13 protein-coding genes are annotated in these 19,655 nt (G+C 40.1%); 8 read left to right on the top strand and 5 right to left on the bottom strand.

Translation table 11 applies throughout. The annotated features are described in order from the left end of the window. Positions 1 to 38: 38 nt before the first annotated feature. Entirely contained in the window at positions 39 to 863 is an 825-nt protein-coding gene (locus CWB62_RS01705) for a peptidoglycan DD-metalloendopeptidase family protein (protein ID WP_138528865.1), read from the top strand. Positions 864 to 898: 35 nt separating this feature from the next. Then, entirely contained in the window at positions 899 to 1,873 is a 975-nt protein-coding gene (rpoS, locus tag CWB62_RS01700; protein ID WP_058403022.1) for an RNA polymerase sigma factor RpoS, read from the top strand. A gap of 85 nt (positions 1,874 to 1,958) precedes the next feature. Here the strand turns inward: rpoS and mutS are convergent, their stop codons facing one another. Further along, entirely contained in the window at positions 1,959 to 4,541 is a 2,583-nt protein-coding gene (mutS, locus tag CWB62_RS01695) for a DNA mismatch repair protein MutS (RefSeq protein ID WP_138528863.1), read from the bottom strand. A 21-nt stretch (positions 4,542 to 4,562) separates the two neighbouring features. Between mutS and CWB62_RS01690 the strand changes: the two genes are divergently transcribed. Further along, complete coding sequence (locus tag CWB62_RS01690; RefSeq protein ID WP_138528861.1) at positions 4,563 to 5,054, top strand: CinA family protein; 492 nt, start codon at positions 4,563 to 4,565, stop codon at positions 5,052 to 5,054. Between the two features lie 65 nt (positions 5,055 to 5,119). Next, positions 5,120 to 6,163 carry a recombinase RecA gene (gene recA, locus CWB62_RS01685; protein WP_058403019.1) on the top strand — a complete coding sequence of 348 codons (1,044 nt, stop codon included), beginning with the start codon at positions 5,120 to 5,122 and terminating at the stop codon, positions 6,161 to 6,163. A gap of 264 nt (positions 6,164 to 6,427) precedes the next feature. Here recA and CWB62_RS01680 read toward each other — a convergent pair whose 3' ends face one another. Continuing rightward, a complete protein-coding gene (locus CWB62_RS01680; protein ID WP_138528859.1) occupies positions 6,428 to 8,551 on the bottom strand; it encodes a TonB-dependent siderophore receptor in 2,124 nt (707 codons plus the stop codon). A gap of 527 nt (positions 8,552 to 9,078) precedes the next feature. Next, on the bottom strand, positions 9,079 to 10,248 hold the full coding sequence (locus CWB62_RS01675; RefSeq protein ID WP_138528858.1) for a DcaP family trimeric outer membrane transporter: 1,170 nt from the start codon (positions 10,246 to 10,248) through the stop codon (positions 9,079 to 9,081). 435 nt (positions 10,249 to 10,683) lie between these two features. On the opposite strand from CWB62_RS01675, the gene acs reads away from it, so the two are divergent. From acs to CWB62_RS01660, 3 genes are all read left to right on the top strand, one after another. Continuing rightward, the gene (gene acs, locus CWB62_RS01670) at positions 10,684 to 12,624 is read left to right on the top strand and encodes an acetate--CoA ligase (RefSeq protein ID WP_058403016.1); all 1,941 of its coding nucleotides are present in this window, start codon (positions 10,684 to 10,686) and stop codon (positions 12,622 to 12,624) included. 95 nt (positions 12,625 to 12,719) lie between these two features. Beyond that, positions 12,720 to 13,373: a response regulator transcription factor gene (locus CWB62_RS01665; RefSeq protein WP_058403015.1), complete on the top strand. Its 654-nt coding sequence runs from the start codon at positions 12,720 to 12,722 to the stop codon at positions 13,371 to 13,373. 316 nt (positions 13,374 to 13,689) lie between these two features. After that, entirely contained in the window at positions 13,690 to 15,279 is a 1,590-nt protein-coding gene (locus CWB62_RS01660) for an AbgT family transporter (protein WP_058403014.1), read from the top strand. A gap of 88 nt (positions 15,280 to 15,367) precedes the next feature. Here CWB62_RS01660 and purU read toward each other — a convergent pair whose 3' ends face one another. Together purU and CWB62_RS01650 are read right to left on the bottom strand one after the other, a co-directional pair. After that, entirely contained in the window at positions 15,368 to 16,198 is an 831-nt protein-coding gene (gene purU, locus CWB62_RS01655) for a formyltetrahydrofolate deformylase (protein ID WP_138528856.1), read from the bottom strand. A 197-nt stretch (positions 16,199 to 16,395) separates the two neighbouring features. Beyond that, positions 16,396 to 18,282 carry a hypothetical protein gene (locus CWB62_RS01650; protein WP_058403012.1) on the bottom strand — a complete coding sequence of 629 codons (1,887 nt, stop codon included), beginning with the start codon at positions 18,280 to 18,282 and terminating at the stop codon, positions 16,396 to 16,398. 187 nt (positions 18,283 to 18,469) lie between these two features. Between CWB62_RS01650 and CWB62_RS01645 the strand changes: the two genes are divergently transcribed. Continuing rightward, a complete protein-coding gene (locus tag CWB62_RS01645) occupies positions 18,470 to 19,447 on the top strand; it encodes a DNA topoisomerase IB (RefSeq protein WP_138528854.1) in 978 nt (325 codons plus the stop codon). Positions 19,448 to 19,655 lie beyond the last annotated feature (208 nt).

Genomic DNA, 19,655 nt, shown 5'->3' with positions numbered 1-19,655 from the left:
ACATAAAATAGCGTTATTTAAACATGGAGAAAAGTACGATGAATAAACAATTTATACTTTATGTTGCTTTGTTCATTAGTGTTTTTCTCTTTGGTTGTTCATCTCGCCACGTTCCGGCTCCTGTTAGTAGTTTAAATAATAATGTTAATTTCTCAAATCATTTAATTAACATTGCGGGTGGCAAATACACAGTACAAAAAGGCGATACGCTTTATTCTATCGCGTTTAGCGCAGGGAAGGATTTTAGAGAAATTGCTGAAAATAATTTAATTTCAAGCCCTTATGTTATATACCCCGGCCAGTCAATATCCCTGATATCCACGAGCAAAAAAACAAAAGGCTCAAAAAAATATACGAATTTGAGTAAAAAGTCTAGAAAAAACACACAAAATAATAACAAAAAATTAAAGAAAGGACTTGATCAGCCAAAAAAACGAGAGTATGTTCAAAAACAAGCCAGTAATAAAGTTAGTAACCAAAAGCAGTTATCGAGCGGTAAATTAGCGTGGTTTTGGCCAGCAAAGGGCAAAATTACCAAACGCTTTTCTAATAAGGAAAACGGCTATAAAGGCTTACAAATTACTAATAAAATGGGGGCTTCAGTTTTAGCCGCTGCACAAGGAACGGTGGTGTATGCGGGTAACGCGCTTCGAGGGTACGGTAATTTAATCATTTTGAAACATAATGATGATTATCTAAGTGCTTATGCACATAACTCGAAATTACTTGTAAAAGAAAAGCAAAAAGTTAAGGCAGGACAAAAAATAGCAGAAATTGGAAATTCAGAGTCTTCGGTTACCGCGCTTCGCTTTGAAATTCGTTACCGGGGGAAAGCTGTCAACCCTGCTAAATACCTTCCTTAGATTTTAGGTATTGATAATTGCTCTGGAGAAGGCTTATGGCTAATGCAGCAAAAATTGAAAAAAATATTAGCAATGACGACAAGTTTGATGAAAACACCGTTGAAGAAGCAACACCGTTACTTGAAAAAGTAGATGACGAAGACATATTTGCAAAAGAAGAAGTTACTAAAAACCTTGATGCCACACAACTTTACTTAGGTGAAATAGGTTTCTCTCCATTATTAAGCGCAGAAGAAGAAGTATTTTTTGCTCGCAAATCTTTAAAAGGCTGCGAAGCCTCTCGTAAACGCATGATTGAAAGCAATTTACGTTTAGTTGTTAAAATTGCCCGTAGATACAATAACCGTGGACTTGCACTACTCGATTTAATTGAAGAAGGTAACTTAGGGTTAATTCGCGCTGTTGAAAAGTTTGACCCTGAGCGCGGCTTTAGATTTTCAACTTATGCAACATGGTGGATACGTCAAACAATTGAACGTGCCATTATGAACCAAACACGCACCATTCGTTTGCCTATCCATGTAGTGAAAGAGCTTAATGTTTACTTACGTACAGCACGAGAGCTAACCCAAAAGCTCGACCATGAACCAACTGCTGAAGAAATAGCTGAGTGCTTAGATAAGCCAGTTGAAGACGTAACCAAAATGCTACGTTTAAACGAAAAAATAGCCTCGGTTGATATGCCTATTGGTGGCGAAAACGATAGCGTTCTGCTAGATATTTTACCTGACGAAAAAGGCAATGGTCCAGAAGGTGAAGTACAAGACAACGAAATTAATAAGCACATTGTTGATTGGTTAGGAGAGTTAAACCTCAAGCAACGTGAAGTGCTCGCTCGCAGGTTTGGGTTACTCGGCTACGAGCCATCTACACTTGAAGATGTAGGCCGGGAAATAGGCCTAACACGAGAGCGAGTAAGACAAATACAAGTCGAAGCACTACGTCGTTTAAAAGATATTTTGCAACAAGAAGGGTTAAGCACTGATAGCTTATTTAACCAATTTTCTTAATAGTAAATGTAAGGCCTTACTGGGCTGGAATAAAAAAGCCGAAGAAATTAATCTTCGGCTTTTTTATGTTTTTTACAAGGCAAACTTAAAGCAATGTTTTTAATTTATAAAGCAATTCGTGAGCTTGTCTGGGTGTTAAGTTATCTGGATCAATTGACTTTAACTGTTCTTCCACTTGTGAAGGCTCAATAATCGCTTCGTTATTAAATGAAAATGTTTGTTGTTCTGTATTAGGCGCCGTTACACTTTGATGGTTTTCGAGTAGCTTAAGTTTTTGTTTAGCTTGCGCAATTACAGCTTTAGGTACGCCTGCAAGAGCGGCGACTTGTAGACCAAAGCTTTTGCTTGCTGCACCGTCTAGCACGGTATGCATAAATGCGATTGTGTCATTATGCTCTATTGCATCTAGGTGAACGTTTACAAGGCCTTGAGTTTGCTCTGCAAGCTCTGTAAGTTCAAAGTAGTGTGTTGCAAATAGTGTTTTAGCTGAAATTTTTGATGCTAAATGATCGGCCGTGGCATACGCAAGCGAAAGCCCGTCGTAGGTGCTTGTTCCTCGCCCAATTTCATCCATTAACACTAACGACTGCGCTGTCGCATTATTTAAAATAGTGGCGGTTTCGGTCATTTCAACCATGAAGGTTGAGCGGCCAGAGGCTAAATCATCACTTGCACCAATACGCGTAAATATACGGTCTATATTACCTATTTTCGCGCTATCTGCAGGCACATAACTGCCAATGTGTGCCATGAGTACAATAAGCGCTGTTTGGCGCATATAGGTTGATTTACCACCCATATTTGGACCTGTAATAATCAACATTTTGCGCTGGCTATTAAGCTCTACAGGATTTGCAATGAAGGGTTCTTTCATTACTTGCTCTACAACGGGGTGACGGCCTTGTTTAATGCTAATGTTGTCGTTGTCGCATAACTCTGGTTTAGCATAATTAAGCGCAAAGGCGCGCTCTGCTAAGTTGTTTAGCACATCTAAGTCAGCAAGCGATGCGGCCATTATTTGCAGCTGTTCAATGTGAGGGGCTATAAATTCAAATAACTCTTCGTATAGTTGTTTTTCAAGCGCGAGTGCTTTTGATTGGCTGCCAAGTACTTTGTCTTCATGCTCTTTAAGCTCAGGAATAATATAGCGCTCATTATTTTTAAGCGTCTGGCGACGAATGTAATCAGCTGGTACTAAATGAGAATTAGCACGGCTTACTTCTATAAAAAAACCGTGCACTCGGTTATAGCCAATTTTTAATGTGCTAATACCTGTGCGTTCACGCTCGCGTTGTTCAAGCTGCTCAAGTACATCTGCGGCACCTTTACTCAGGTTACGCCACTCATCTAATTCACTATTATAACCAGGTGCAATTACGCCCCCATCACGAATAAGTACTGGTGGATTATCAATAACAGCACGCTCTAGTAATGCTTGTAATTCAGGTAGTTCTGGCGAGTGTTTGATAATACTCGCTATGCGCGGGTCGCTCGCATCATTTAATAAGTTATGTAGTGGTGCAAGTGCCTGTAGTGCACTGCGCAAGCGTGTTAAATCTCTTGGGCGTGCAGTGCATAGTGCTAAACGCGCTATTACACGCTCTATATCACCAATATCTTTTAATGATTCATGTAATTCGCCGCAAAGCTGTACGTCTAAAATTGCGCTAATGGCATTTAAGCGAGAATTAAGCTCATTTTTATTACGAACTGGCGTATGGATTCGGCGTTTTAATAAGCGCGATCCCATTGCTGTAGCGGTTTTATCAAGTACTTGGGCAAGCGTATTTTCAAACCCGCCAGATAGGTTAACAGTAAGCTCTAAGTTTTTACGGGTTGCGGCATCTAAAATAACAGCATGCTCGTTATGTTCAAGCGTAATGGCGCGAATGTGAGGTAAAGCAATTCGTTGTGTATCTTTTACGTATTGCATTAAACAGCCGGCGGCTACGAGTGCAGTATGTGCTTTATCTACACCAAAGCCGACTAAATCTTTTGTACCAAATTGATCGCATAATAAGTGCTGGGCCGTATCTAAGTCGAACTCCCATTCAGGGCGGCGACGAGCGCCTTTGATATGCTCAATCAAATGGGTGTTTTCAAAGCTTTCGCTATATAAAAGTTCTGCTGGTGACAAACGCTGTAGAGTTGAACAAAATGCCTCATCGGTACTTACCTCTACAATGTTAAAACGACCAGAATTTATATCAAGGTAAGCGATTCCGTATTGGCCCTTTTTATTTTGCCAAACACTGGTCAGTAGATTGTCTTGTCGCTCTTGTAGCAGCGCTTCATCCGAAATGGTGCCCGGTGTTACAATACGCACTACTTTTCGCTCAACAGGACCTTTACTGGTTGCGGGGTCGCCAACTTGTTCACAAATAGCAACAGATTCGCCCATTTGTACTAAACGAGCTAGGTAGTTTTCTACGGCATGATAAGGCACACCTGCCATAGGAATTGGGTCGCCACCGGCTTTGCCGCGCTGGGTTTGCGAAATATCGAGTAATTGCGCTGCACGTTTTGCGTCGTCAAAGAAAAGCTCATAAAAATCACCCATACGGTAAAACAATAAAATATCGCGATGCTCTGATTTTATTTTTAGATACTGCTGCATCATAGGGGTTTGTTGTTTTATAGTGTGTGGTGCAAAAAGATCAAACGACATGTATTTACCCAAAGGCTGAATATGGAATTACATCAAGAGATTAAAACACTTGCTGCGCAATTAGGTGCTATTTTAACGGATAAATGCTTATGGATCACTACTGCTGAATCATGTACGGGGGGAGGGGTCAGTTATGCCCTCACAGATACCCCCGGTAGCTCTGGATATTTAGGGCGCGCATTTGTCACATATAGTAATGAAGCGAAGCACGAATTACTCAATGTAGCGACGAATACGTTAGAGCAATATGGTGCTGTGAGCGAGAAAACAGTAAAAGAAATGGCGCTGGGTGCAAAAAATATCGCTAATGCTGACGTTGCTATTGCTATATCGGGTATAGCTGGGCCGGGTGGAGCAACACAAGATAAACCTGTAGGTTTTGTATGGTTTTGCCTACAAATTGCAGATAAACAATTTACATTTAAGCATATATTTAGTGGCGACAGGGCAAGTGTAAGAGCTCAAGCTATTGAATTTTCATTAAAAATTGCGATTGAAAAGATAAAGTTATAAATTTTGCTTGATACTGTGATTTCATACAGTATACTTGTTCGCATTAGCCGGATTTGGAGAACAAAATGAACGATAATAAACAAAAAGCGTTAGATGCAGCCCTATCACAAATTGAGCGTCAATTTGGTAAAGGATCAATCATGAAGTTGGGTGACAACAAAGCCCTAAATATTGACGCCGTATCTACAGGTTCACTAGGGATCGACATTGCTTTAGGCATAGGCGGTTTACCAATGGGTCGTATTGTAGAAGTGTACGGTCCTGAATCATCAGGTAAAACTACGCTGACTTTGCAAGTTATCGCACAGGCTCAAAAAGAAGGCAAAACATGTGCCTTTGTTGATGCTGAGCATGCTCTAGATCCAGTATATGCACAAAAACTAGGTGTTAACATTGATGAGCTTTTAGTATCTCAACCAGATACGGGTGAGCAAGCGCTAGAAATTTGTGACATGTTAGTACGTTCAAGTGCGGTTGACGTGGTTATTGTCGATTCTGTTGCTGCACTTACACCAAAAGCTGAAATTGAAGGCGACATGGGCGACTCGCACATGGGCTTACAAGCACGTTTAATGTCGCAAGCATTACGTAAGCTTACGGGTAACATTAAACGTTCTAATACGTTATGTATTTTCATCAACCAAATTCGTATGAAAATTGGTGTAATGTTCGGTAACCCTGAAACAACAACCGGTGGTAACGCACTTAAGTTTTACGCGTCAGTTCGTATTGATATACGCAGAATTGGTTCTGTAAAGGAAGGCGATGAAGTTGTTGGTAATGAAACGCGTGTTAAAATTGTTAAAAATAAGGTAGCGCCTCCGTTTAAACAAGCCGAATTTATCATCATGTATGGTGAAGGTATTTCTAAGCAAGGTGAACTAATTGATTTAGGTGTTAAGCACAAAATTGTTGAGAAAGCAGGTGCTTGGTACAGTTACAATGGCAACAAGGTAGGCCAAGGTAAAAATAATTCGATCAAATTCCTAAAAGAAAATGTAGAAATTGCGAACGAAATTGAAGGCAAACTACGCGATATGTTATTGCTTAAAGCGACAATTGAGCCAGAAGACGGTGAAGATGTGCTAGGTGATGAAGGCGACCTTTAAGCTTTACAATGTTCTCTAAGCTTGATTTGACCCGAGCTTTATAAAAACGCTAACCAGTAATGGTTAGCGTTTTTTTATGTTTAAACATCTATTAAATGAATAATAACGATTCGTTTAACTAGCTGAGCTATGTTTGTGAAAGGAAGTCCAAATAGCATCAGGTTGATTTCTTAAATTATTATTGCGGGTGCTATTACAAATTAAAAAAAACGACACAGAGTATGTGTCGTTTAAATTAAGTTATAAAAAGACGTTTAATTTGCTTTATAACTGCCAATTAACCGATAGGGCGTAGTTGCGTGGCGCGCCATAGTAACCTTGCGCCCAATATAGGCTATGTAAGTATTTTTCGTCAGTGGTGTTATTAATGTTAAAAGTAATCCCTACGTTTTGAGTGATTTTGTAGTTAGCCATTAAATCAAGAATACCGTAAGCACCTTGGTTTGTTGTTACAAGCGCTGCCCCCGTTGGATCTGATACTTGCACTCGGCTAACGGAATCTTGCCAGCGGTAGTTTGCGCCAAATGTTAAACCCTCAACAAGCGGTACTTGGTAAGTAGCGGCCACCTTTAATTGGTTCTCTGGGGTGTAGTCTTTTACTAGATCATCACCTTCAATACTCAGGTTACTAAAGCTTATGCTTGCACTTAAGTCTTCGGTAAGTTTCCCACTTAGTTCTATTTCAAAGCCGTCGCTGTTAATACCTTCGGCACCGTAGTAGCGTGTATCACTTGGTAGTGAATCAGGAAGTGCGACTGCAAGCCCTTCTTGCTTAGCATCAAAATACGCTAAAGTTAAAAACACTTGATCGTCTAAAAGCTGTGCTTTTAAACCTATTTCACTACTTTTACCTGTAATTGGCGCAAGTTGTTCTGCGTTTATATCAAGTTCGTTTTGTGGCACGAACGTTTCGGTGTAGCTTGCATAAGCCGAAAGTGACTCAGTAAAGTCGTAAACAGCACCAACATAAGGGATTACTTCGCTGTCATCACGTGTTTGCGCTACACCATATGCTGTGCCTTTTGTTTCCCAGTCTGTATAACGAACGCCCGCAAGTATACTTAGTGGTGCACTTAGTTTTATACGAGTTGAGACATAAGCTGATTGTTGTTTGTTTTCAATGTCACTACCGTTTAAACCGTCTGCAAGTGTTGCCTCTGGGGCTACTCCATCCCATGAATCAAGTGACGGCATGGCAGGAAAGCCATTGCCTGTAGTATAATCGTAGAGTGACTGTTCGGTATAATCCATATTGGCTTGGCTTACCCCAAACGATAGGTCGTGCTCTAAGCCAAATAAATCAAACTTACCACTGGCGTATAAATCAAACAGATCGTGTTTATCTTCGTAATCATAACGACTAGCGTAACCCGTTAAGCCAAGTCCTGTTTCTTTATCTGGTGTACCGTATACATAAAAAAGCTCTGAGTCCTGCTCGTTTTTAATGTGTGCATAACGAGCAGTTGCAACCCATGTAGTCGACAAATTTTGTTCAAGGGTTACATAAACTTGCTCAGCGCTATTGTCCCAGTATGACCAGTCAGAAGCGGTGCTGGTAGATGAATCGTAATCTGTGGCTGAGCCATCAGTATAATAAAGTGGTAATGCTCCCCAAAGTGGGCTGTCGGCATCTTTTTGTTGATTAACGTAGTTAAGGCTAAGCGTTGTGTCATTTGTTATTTTGCCTTCGTAGGCTAAATAACCAATTGTTTTATCTGTTTCGTAACGATCTAAGTATGACTCGGCTTGTTGCTTAGTAAATACAGCGCGTACAGCGTGCTCATCGTTTATAGGTGATGAAACATCAAGCTCTAAACGCTTGTTATTCCAAGAACCATAAGATGCAGATGCATGAGCTTGTGTTATGTAAGTTGGCTTTTTAAGTACCATATTAACGGTTGCGGACGGGTTTCCTGCTCCCGTCATTAAGCCGTTGGCACCACGAACTATTTCTACACGGTCGTATATAGACGTATCTAAAGTCCCTTGAATTGAACCTGAGCTTTGTGGAATACCTAAACCATCTACCTGAAAGTTAGTTATTTCAAAACCACGAGCTTTGAAGTAAGTTCGGTCTGTTTCTATTTGTTCTACTGTGACACCCGGTGTACTTTCAAGCACAGCGTTAATGTTGTCTAGTGAAAAGTCGTCCATTAATGCACGTGATACAACAGATATGCTTTGTGGTGTTTCTTTGATTGAAAGGCCTAATTTTGTTGCAGACTGTGCTTCTTCGGTAATGTAATTTTTATGATGTTGACCGTATACAGCTATCTTTTCTAGCGGGTCACCTTTTGTATTTTCTTCATCAGCAAATGTATAACCAGATAAAATTAAAGAGGAAACAAGGCTTAATTTTGACAAACGTAAAATAGTAGGGGACGACATAGTGGTTCCAGTGAGTTTAAATTGGAATTCATGTTAATCTAAATGATATTGATTTGCAATTACGTTAATTGCTATTTTTTATTGATACTAATTTACTTAATTTAGTGGCTATTTTGAGCGAGGGGGAGAGATATGCTAGATAGCTCGGCAAAAAACTCGCTATTTAGTTGCTCGGTAATTGCTCCTGTATTGCTCTACCTTCTGCATTCATGCAGTCGTAAATGAAAATTTATTAATCTAGGTAGCGACACGTTTAGCCCTTTAAAGTGATTAACTCGTATTGCGGGTTGGTACAAGTTCAATTTTATTTAACCAGGCGGGGGGCTTATGCTTTGAGGTTTAATTTACAGCAGCCTGTTTGGTATATGAGTAAATAAGGATGCTAATCCTTAAAAATAAATAGGCTGTAATCGCTTTAACCCTTTATAAATCACTTAAACTGTTATGTAGACGCTTGCTATAAAGACGTAGGTTAAATACATAAAAAAGCGGCCTAGGCCGCTTAATTTATTGAATAAACTTTAAAGTTAAAAAGCGTATTTAACAGAGAATTGCAGGCGGTCTAAATTACCATCAACACCACTTTGGGTTTCTCGTTCAGCATGTTTTAACTCTGCACCAAACGTTAGGCGTTTAACTGGCGAGTATAAGATATTAGCGCTGTAACTTTGAGTCGATTCGGTTGGATCTCCAGAAACACTCAGCAAGTCGGTGTTATTATCTGCAGAAAAGAATGAATAAAGGAATGTTGAGCGCCATTGGCTGTTCCATTTATGCTGATAAGCCACAAAGCCTGATGTTGAGTCAATGGCGTCTAGTTCATCCCCATTGAGTACGGCCCCATGAGCAACATTTAAACCCACATACCGACCTAACCCTTTACCTTGTGTAAGCATAAATTTAATGTTGTCGTCGCCTACTTTAAACATACCCGATGCACTAATACCAAATGACGTTTCATCGGCATCAATACTACCTACTTTATATGTTAATTGGCGAGCTAGCGCGGTAACAACAAGGTTACCCCAATCCGCTTTGTGGGTATATCGTGCAGTAAAGTCAGGAAGTGACGCATCATCTGTTGCAACACGTGATCCACCTGCTGTTGTAATCGTGCTTTCAGGGTTTTCTAATGAAAAAGACCATGCGCCAGTTGTGTACTTAATTTGAGCTTGGCGGACGAATACAGTTCCTTCAGCAGGGCCTACAAAGTCTAGCGTTTCAGGAAGGGCACCCACGTTTTGAAAGTTTGACCATGTTTGACCAAATAACCATCCGTCATAGGTGATAAAAGCATGGCGAATACGTGGTGCGAAGGAGTTTGATACGCGTTCATTACCACCCGCTGCTGATGCAAGAAAATCGATTTCAATTTTGCTGTTAATTTTTTTGCCGTTATCGAGTAAAGTCGACGTACCAAAATTAAAACGCGATTGACGTGCATGCATATCAAATACTGCATCCGAGCTGTCATCATCACCTACTGTTAGTGTGCTTGGCACATAAAAATCACGACCAACACTTGTACCAGCAGAGGCACCCGCTGAATAATCACTCCACATTGTGTCGAGTTTAATATATCCGCCGTAAGTGAACTCAGTGTCACCGATTTTTGCAGCCGTCGCTGCATAAGAAGTGCTTGATAGTGCACATAAAACAGCGCTTGCTGCGAGTGTTTTTAATAGAGTAAATTTCATACTGGTATCCCTTGTTTAGGCTACTTGTTGTTTATTATTTTTCACTCGTTTTTGCTCAATATTTGCTACAAGTACAAATTACGAATAAAAATAAATGTTGTCAGTGTGTTTCGTGTTTATAAATATTTTTGTAATTTTTAAACAATGCATGCAATAGGTTTTTTTGCTTAATTGTTCACCACAAATACTTTAGTTATGTGTAGTGTTTACTCAATTACCTATTGGTCTATAAGACTAAGGTTTAACAATTAGGTCGCTTCTTATTACCTTTATTTAACACTCTGTATTGTTTACGTAAAAATATTTAAGTTTATTAATTATATAGTACAAACACGCGATAAGTAGGTGAGTACAACTAAGGTCTAATACTTAATAAAGCACTGCTGAGTAATCCTTGTTAAGAGCCCAAGGCAAGTAATTAAAACGGAGACTAAGATGTCGCAAAGTATCTATCCAGTTCCTAAGCATATAAAAGACACAACACTTGTTGATAAAAATAAATATAATTCGATGTACCAGCAGTCAATTAACGACCCTGAAAGCTTTTGGAAAGAGCATGGGCAACGCCTCGACTGGTCTACTCCTTATTCAATTGTAAAAAATACATCGTTCGATAAGGGCCACATCAGTATAAAATGGTATGAAGATGGTTATTTAAATGCATCTTACAACTGTATCGATCGCCATTTAAAAACCAAAGCCGATAAAGTCGCGCTTATTTGGGAAGGGGATGATCCGTCACAAAGTGAAAACATCACATACCAACAATTACATGACGAAGTTGCCAAATTTGCTAATGGTTTAAAAAAGCTAGGCGTGAAAAAAGGTGACCGAGTTGCTATTTATATGCCTATGACTCCACAGGCTATTTATGCCATGCAAGCGTGTGCACGAATTGGTGCCATTCACTCGGTTGTTTTTGGTGGTTTCTCACCATCAGCAATTGCAGATCGCATAAAAGATTCAGGCGCAAAAGTGGTAATAACGTCAGACGAAGGTCGACGTGCAGGTAACTGCGTGCCATTAAAAGCGAATGTTGATGAAGCTGTGTTACAAGATTCTGTAACCACTATTGAGCATGTGATTGTCCACCAGCTGACCAAAGGGGAAGTTGATTGGCATGATCACGATATTTGGTGGCACGAATTAGTTGCTGACTTACCAGCACAGTGTGAACCGGAGCCAATGAATGCAGAAGATCCGCTATTTATTTTGTATACATCAGGTTCAACAGGCCAACCTAAGGGGGTTGTTCACACAACGGGTGGTTACTTAGTTTATGCGTCAATGACCCATGAGTACGTGTTTGATTTGCAAGACGACGATGTATATTGGTGTAGCGCCGATGTAGGTTGGATCACAGGGCACAGTTATATTGCATATGGACCGCTAGTCAACGGTTGTACACAAGTTGTATTTGAAGGCGTACCAACATACCCAACGGCAGGAAGAATGGGTGAAGTGGTCGATAAACATGGCGTCACTATTTTATATACCGCGCCTACTGCGATTAGAGCATTAATGGCTAAAGGTGATGAACCCACAGCAACTTCAAACCGCGATAGTTTACGCATTTTAGGTTCTGTAGGAGAACCAATCAACCCAGAGGCATGGAACTGGTATTACGAAAGCATAGGAAAGTCTAATTGCCCAATTGTCGATACTTGGTGGCAAACAGAAACGGGCGGTATTATGATCACGCCATTACCGGGTGCAACAGATACAAAACCCGGTTCTGCAACACATCCGTTTTTTGGAATTGCACCGGCACTTTATGATGCTGAAGGAAATACACTAGAAGGTGCGGTTGACGGTAATTTGGTTATTTTAGATAGCTGGCCATCACAAGCGCGAACTGTTTATGGCGATCATGAGCGTTTTGAGCAAACTTACTTTAGCGCATACCCTGGTGTCTACTTTACAGGTGATGGCTGTCGTCGTGATGAAGATGACTATTACTGGATCACAGGGCGTGTTGATGATGTGCTCAATGTATCTGGGCATCGCTTGGGTACTGCCGAAATTGAAAGCGCCTTAGTTGCGCACGAAGCTGTAGCCGAAGCCGCCGTAGTCGGTTATCCACATAATATTAAAGGCCAGGGTATTTATGTTTACATTACGCCTAACGAAGGGGTCACGGTGAGTGACGAGCTTACAAAAGAGGTTCGTAATTGGGTTCGTAAAGAACTTAGCCCAATAGCCTCACCAGATATGATTCAATGGTCGCCGGGTTTGCCTAAAACACGCTCAGGTAAAATAATGCGTCGTATATTGCGTAAAATTGCTGCTAATGAGCACCAGCAGCTAGGTGATACGTCAACACTTGCCGATCCGTCAGTTGTGGATGAGCTTATTGAAAATCGATTAAATCGTTAAATACGCGTTAAAAGCTTGATTACAAGTTAATTCTAAACGTAGTATATCGGCTGTTACTTAGGAATAAGTATCAGCCGAATATTTAGGAGTGAACCATGAGTCAGTTTTTAATAGCGGACGATCATCCGTTATTTCGTGAAGCACTAAAGGGGGCATTGAGCTCTAAATTTGAAGGGCTTGAAGTTTTCGAGTCGTCAGATTTTGACAGTACATTGCAGGTGTTAAGCGAACAAGAAGATCTTGATATATTACTGCTAGACCTTCATATGCCAGGAAATGGTGATTTGTATGGTCTTATTCGTATCCGAGAAGAGCACCCAAGTTTACCCATTGCTGTGGTTTCAGGCAGTGAAGACGTTAATATTGTTTCTAAAGTAATGGGTTATGGCGCTATGGGATTTATTCCCAAATCATCACCATCTGACGATATTGCCAGTGCTATAAACCAAATACTTGAAGGCGATACGTGGCTGCCGAAAGAGCTTAAAAATAAAGTAGCCGAGATTGAAGGTGAAGACAGAGAAATTGCAGCGCAAGTCGCTTCGCTTACACCTCAGCAATACCGCGTTTTACAGTATTTACATGAAGGACTACTCAATAAACAAATTGCTTATGAGTTGCATATTTCAGAAGCAACAGTAAAAGCACACATTACCGCAATTTTTAGAAAACTCGGTGTATATAACCGCACTCAAGCCGTACTTATCGCTGCTAAATTACAACTAGAGCCTATTGAGCCAGCTCAATAATAGTTTTAAGGGTTTTGAAGCGATTTATTACCGTTATATTTTACCCGCTATTTTGAATTGGTATTTTTGCGCAAGCGCATATTGACGGTTATGTTTTGAAACTCGCTAAATTTAGAGCAGGCGTAGGTTAACTCCTCTAGGCAGCGTCTGCTTAGTATTAATGTTTTTTTATCTTTTACTGATGAAAAAACACGCTTAATACCTATTCCTCCTTTTGTGTTATTTGACTTTACTCAGAAACCATTCACCTTTTAAACATGATCTAAATTACAAATAATGCTAGGTTACGGCAATTTTATAACTTTAAGAGCAGGGTATGACAGACTCCACACACTCACCTAGCAACAATCCAAATAAGGGATTATTTAATCGGTTTTTAGCCACCGTCGAATTTTTAGGCAATATGCTGCCTCATCCAATTACACTATTTGCAATATTTGCAGTAGCGATTGTTGTGTTTAGCGGCATTGCAGATTGGTTTGGATTAAGTGCAATAGACCCTCGCCCGGTAGGCGCTCCAGGGCGCGCCGCTGACGGCGTTATTGAAGTCGTAAGCTTGTTAAGCGCTGAAGGTTTACAACGCATTATGGCTGGGCTTGTTACCAATTTCACAGGATTTGCTCCCCTAGGTACCGTGTTGGTTGCATTATTGGGTGTGAGCGTTGCTGAGCACTCGGGTTTGCTCTCTGCGGCTATGCGAGGCATGGTAATGGGCGCCTCTAAACGTTTAGTTACGTTTATGGTCGTGTTTGCCGCTATTATGTCAAATACGGCTTCAGAGCTTGGCTATGTGGTTTTAATTCCGCTCGCAGCGATGATTTTTCATAGCTTAGGGCGTCATCCATTAGCTGGCCTAGCCGCTGCATTTGCAGGTGTGTCGGGGGGCTATAGTGCTAACTTATTATTAGGGACTATTGATCCGCTCCTTGCAGGTATTACAACTCCTGCAGCTCAAATGATCGATCCAACCTATGTTGTTGGCGCAGAGGCAAACTGGTATTTCATGATGATATCGGTGCTTTTAATTTCAGTGCTGGGTACTTTAGTAACTGAAAAAATAGTTGAGCCACGCCTAGGCAAATATAATCCAGATGAAGCCAGTATTGACCTGTCGCAAAACAGCATCGATACCCTTACCCAAAAAGAAAAGTCAGGTTTAAAGTGGGCTGGCATTTCTTTACTCGCAGTTTCTTTATTACTTGCATGGACCATAGTTCCTGACGATGGCATTTTACGAAATCCTGCAACGGGTGAAGTCGCGGGCTCTCCTTTTTTAAAAGGGATTGTGGTTATTATTTTTGTGACATTTAGTATTCCAGGTTTTGTATATGGTCGTGTTGTTGGCACTATGAAAAACGATAAGGATGTTATTAACGCCATGAGTAAAAGTATGAGCTCAATGGGGTTATATATTGTTTTGGTATTTTTTGCGGCTCAGTTTGTAGCATTCTTCAAGTGGACTAATTTAGGCACTATTTTAGCTATAAATGGTGCGGCGCTTTTACAAGCTTTAAACCTAACAGGCCCTGAAGTATTTGTATTGTTTATTTTAATGTGTGCATTAGTAAACCTAAGCTTAGGCTCGTCGTCAGCGCAATGGGCGATTACAGCGCCTATTTTTGTTCCTATGCTTATGCTAATCGGTTACGCGCCAGAAACTATTCAAGCGGCTTACCGTATTGGTGACTCGGTAACAAACTTAATAACCCCGATGATGAGTTACTTTGGTTTAATCCTTGCTGTGGCTGTTAAGTACAAAAAAGATATGGGGATAGGTACTCTGGTTGCCACCATGCTGCCATACAGCATTATATTTTTTATTGGGTGGGTCATTTTGTTTTATGTGTGGGTATTTTTACTTGGCATGCCGGTAGGGCCTGAGTCTCCAACATATTACACGCCATAATTAATTATTATATGCGAACAATAAAAAGCCAGCTAAGCTGGCTTTTTTTATAAAATTAACGCAGGGTAACTATAAAGGCTTATACGCGTTAGCTAAACACCACGGTTTTATTACCATTTATAAATAGCTTGTGCTCTGAAGCAAGTTGCAACGCTTTACAAAAAACTGTTTTTTCAACGTCTTTACCCATTTTTGCCATCATTTCAGCTGTGTTAGCGTGAGTCACACTTGTCACGTCTTGTAAAATAATTGGGCCTTCATCTAATTCATTATTTACAAAGTGAGCCGTTGCACCAATAATTTTTACGCCACGCTCAAATGCCTGGTGGTACGGCTTTGCACCAATAAATGCAGGTAAAAAAGAGTGGTGTATATTAATGATTTTACCGTCAAACCGGCCGACAAATTCAGGGCTTAAAATACGCATATATTTGGCTAAACCAATTATATCTGGGTTATAACTAGCAATTAAATCACCTACTTGTTGGTCATGTTCACTTCGGCTTAGCCCAACATGCGATACCACATGAAATGGCACACCAAATCCTTTCGCAAGTGGTTCTAAATCAGGGTAGTTAGCAATAACAGCGAGTACTTCAATATTAAGTGTTTGTTCAAACTGTTTTAATAGCATACCACCTAAGCAGTGTGCTTCTTTGGTGGCAAGCAACACTACTTTAGTTTTTGCATCGTCGTGCAGTGCAAGCTTGGCGCCTTCAGGTAATAAAGCGCGTAGCTGCTCTAAAAAGTCACTTTGTGGTTGCCCCGTCAGTTCAGTGCGCATAAAAAAACGTTTCGCGTCTTTATCTACAAATTCGTTATTACGTGTAATGTTCAAGTTATTTTTATGACAAAGCCCGGTAATTTTAGCAATTAAGCCCACATCATCGGCACATTGGGTGGTTAGTATGTAACTCATTTTCCTCATTCTTACCCTGTGATTAATGTTTCATTATTTGTGTTTTAACACATAAAGCAAGGGCTTTGTGGGCTAATCAAATATTAATCATGTTATTGCAAGCTTTTAGTTTAATTTAGACGTTACATAGCGGTGGGACATATTGATCTAAATAAAAAATGCCACCCAAATACACAGGTGGCACTTATTTAAAAATGCTAGGTTTTTGGCTTAGATGCCAAGTCGTCCTCTTGGCGTAAAAAGCCAGCGGCTTCTTCATCGTCTTTAGTTAAAGCAGGTTGCATAGGCATTGCGCGAGTTTGTTGATTTAGCTGATGCAGTTGAGAGGCATTACCTAAATCGCGTTCACTCGTTATTGACGCAATTGATTCGCGGTCTTTCAAAAAGGCGATTACATCTTTTTTGATTGCTTGTAATTGACCTTCATCTTTGTGCATTTCCATAATATGGCGAGGATGTTCAAGGTTTTTCATACCTGTTGCGGCAAAGGTTGTCGAAACAATACGTGAAACAATAACCCAAGGCGTTATGCTGCTGCGTACTAGGGTGTTTTCAGAGCGTGTACTGTCGTGAATCCCTGTACCTGTTGATATTTTGGACTCTGTAAATGTGCCTTCACATTTAAAATACACCAGTAATGATTCAAATTGCATTTCGGCAAAAAACAAATGGGCACTGTTACTTAACAGCTGTGCAAAGGCTTTAATTAATACACCAATCAGTAATAAGTGAACACTTGCCATTAATAGCTCACTAAACTCTATAATATTTTGATTATTAAACGCTTGTTCAATGGTGTTTATATTTGCAGCTTCAATATAGTGGTAAATATTAATAAATGAATAAGCAAGTAATACGGTAAAGCTAAGCGCTGCAATGTAGAGCAAGTTACCGCTAATTAACGCAATTAAACGCGAAAGGCTAAACTGTCTACCTAAATCCATAGTGTGCAGTTTAGGTTGAATTTCTTGAATCATTTCACCTTTAAATCCGCCTTTACCTTCAATTTGCTCTTGTAGCTTAGGGTCTAATTCACGGTAAACCCTATTCGGCACTTCTTTGTAACGACGGTTTGCCATCACTAAATTATCAAGGTTTATAAAAATTTCGTCTGGGTGAACAGACTCTTGCCAGTTTTCTCGAAGTTCTGATACTTCTGCACTGGGGGTCACTACGTTTAAACGTGCTTTAATCATTACAAATACAAGAGCACAACTCAGTGCGGCTAGTATAATAATGGCTGTTAAATACAGCCCTGCATTGAGGCTGGGTAATTGTTCTAGCCAGTTGTCTATTTGTTGTTTACTAATGCGTTGCTCCTGCATTAGCCACGACATAGAAAGGCCTATAGCAATGGGTAATATAAACGATAAAGAAATGATCTTAGCAAGCGCACCCGTGCCCAATGCTTCAATGTTTTTTTCTGCATTACGAGAAATAGGTTTGCCAGACGAACGCCAAGAAAACAGCACATAAAACATCAAAATAGCGCTATATATTGGAAAAGCGAGTTCTCCTGCTTCGCCTGTAAAGCCTGATAATGACACAAACGCAACTAATGCATAAGCAATAAGTGCAACCAGCGTACTAACCCATGAGCCAAATAAACGTTGTGCAACATTACGTATTGGATAGGGCAAAAATAATAGTTTTGGTATTAAGCTGTGCAGTAAGCGAGATAAAAAGCCATTTGGCTCTTTGAAGGTACTGTTTTTGCGCCCAACAAGCATTTCTTCTAGTGTTTGTGCCGTGTAGGCTACTTCGTTTTTTTCTTCTTGTGCAGTCGATGTTTGTGATTTACTAAAGTTAAATGCCAGCGATGTAGGGTGGTTCCTGCCTACAAAGTACTTAAGTGTGGCGTAAATGCCGCCCGATAAGGTACGAATACCGAGTGCGAGTATCAGCATGCCAAATATCATTAAAATCCAACCTGCGGTTGCATCTTCTTTTACTGAGCCAGATGCGGTGACCAAAAGGCCGACACCAACAATAGACTCAATAAGTCCTCTTACGGCCTTTACTTTTCCCTCCAGTTTAAAAGGGTTCTTTAGTCCAAGATCGATTGATCCGTAATCAAAAGCCATTAAATGCTCCTTATAAATAGCATACCCTAAAAAGGGAATATCAGCAGAGTTACAATAACGTATGCACTTTAAACATTATTGCTTAATTTTTGATTGTATATCAATAATATTGTTCAGTTTAAGGTTATTTGAATATGTTAGTTTAAATCTTTTATGGTTGTCATGATCAAATCGGAGTGCAGTGCTTATGAAGTTAATCTATGTGGATGATAATTTACCTGGTATCACTCGAAAGCTTAAAAATAAGCAATGGCAGTATTTCGATCCCATTGGCAAATTAATAAAAGATGAAGCGGTTATTGAGCGTTTGAATGGCTTAGCATTTCCGCCTGCTTACAAAAGTGCATGGTTTTGCCCCGAGGAAAACGGACATATTTTAGCCACAGGTTTTGATAGTAAAGGAAGAAAACAATACCGATACCACCCAGAGTTTAGAGCACAGCAAGAGGCTAAAAAATACCAAGCTTGTGGTGTGTTTGGCCACAAACTTCCTTTATTGAGAGCCCGTTTAGAATCAGATTTACAAGGTAGCGAGCTAAATATAGAGCGAACATTAGCTGCGGTAGTTAGGCTTATGGATTTAGGAGCGCTAAGAGTTGGCAATGAGCGAAACGTAAAACAAAATAAAAGCTTTGGCGCTACAACGTTACGCACACGACACGCAAAACTGACAGGTAAAAATATTCAGTTAAAATACCGGGCAAAATCGGGAAAAGAACGTGAGGTTAATATTACTGACAGAGTGCTAAGCCATGTAATTAAAGACTTACAAGATTTGCCTGGCCAGCATTTATTTCAGTACATAAGTGAAGGTGAGCGTACTAACGTAACATCGAGCGAAATAAACCAATACATACAGCGAATAGTGGGAGAGGAGTTTAGTGCAAAACATTTTAGAACTTGGCGAGCAAGCGTAATTGCATTTAAGCAGCTCGCTAAGGCCAAAGGCGCACTTACCTTAAAAAGCATGCTCGATTGTGTGTCTCAACAATTAGGCAATACCCCAGCAATAGCGCGCAAATCTTACGTTCATCCGGCTTTAATTACCCTATGTAAAAAAGATGAAGCAGCACAAAATGCGTGGCGTGAGTCACTTACTTTACCTCGAAAGACAAAATATTTAAGCCGTTACGAACGTGGTTTTTTAGCATTTTTAAATGATTAATCGGGATAGCAACTTTACACACTTGAGTATATTAATTACACAAACAGGTTGTATTATAACTTAGATGAATTAAATTTTATTTTTAAAATTAAGTAATATCAGCGGTTTACTGTATTTTTTGTTATTGGCACTGACGTTGCACCCTTAGTTGATAAATTAACGGCAAGTACAAATTTATTTATCAACACTATTTAGCGAGGGGTACAAC

This window comes from Pseudoalteromonas sp. S408, from assembly GCF_005886645.1.
In the GTDB taxonomy this organism is placed as follows: domain Bacteria; phylum Pseudomonadota; class Gammaproteobacteria; order Enterobacterales; family Alteromonadaceae; genus Pseudoalteromonas.
The sequence above is the reverse complement of the archived record's forward strand: the minus strand, read 5'-3'. Positions and strand labels throughout refer to the sequence as shown.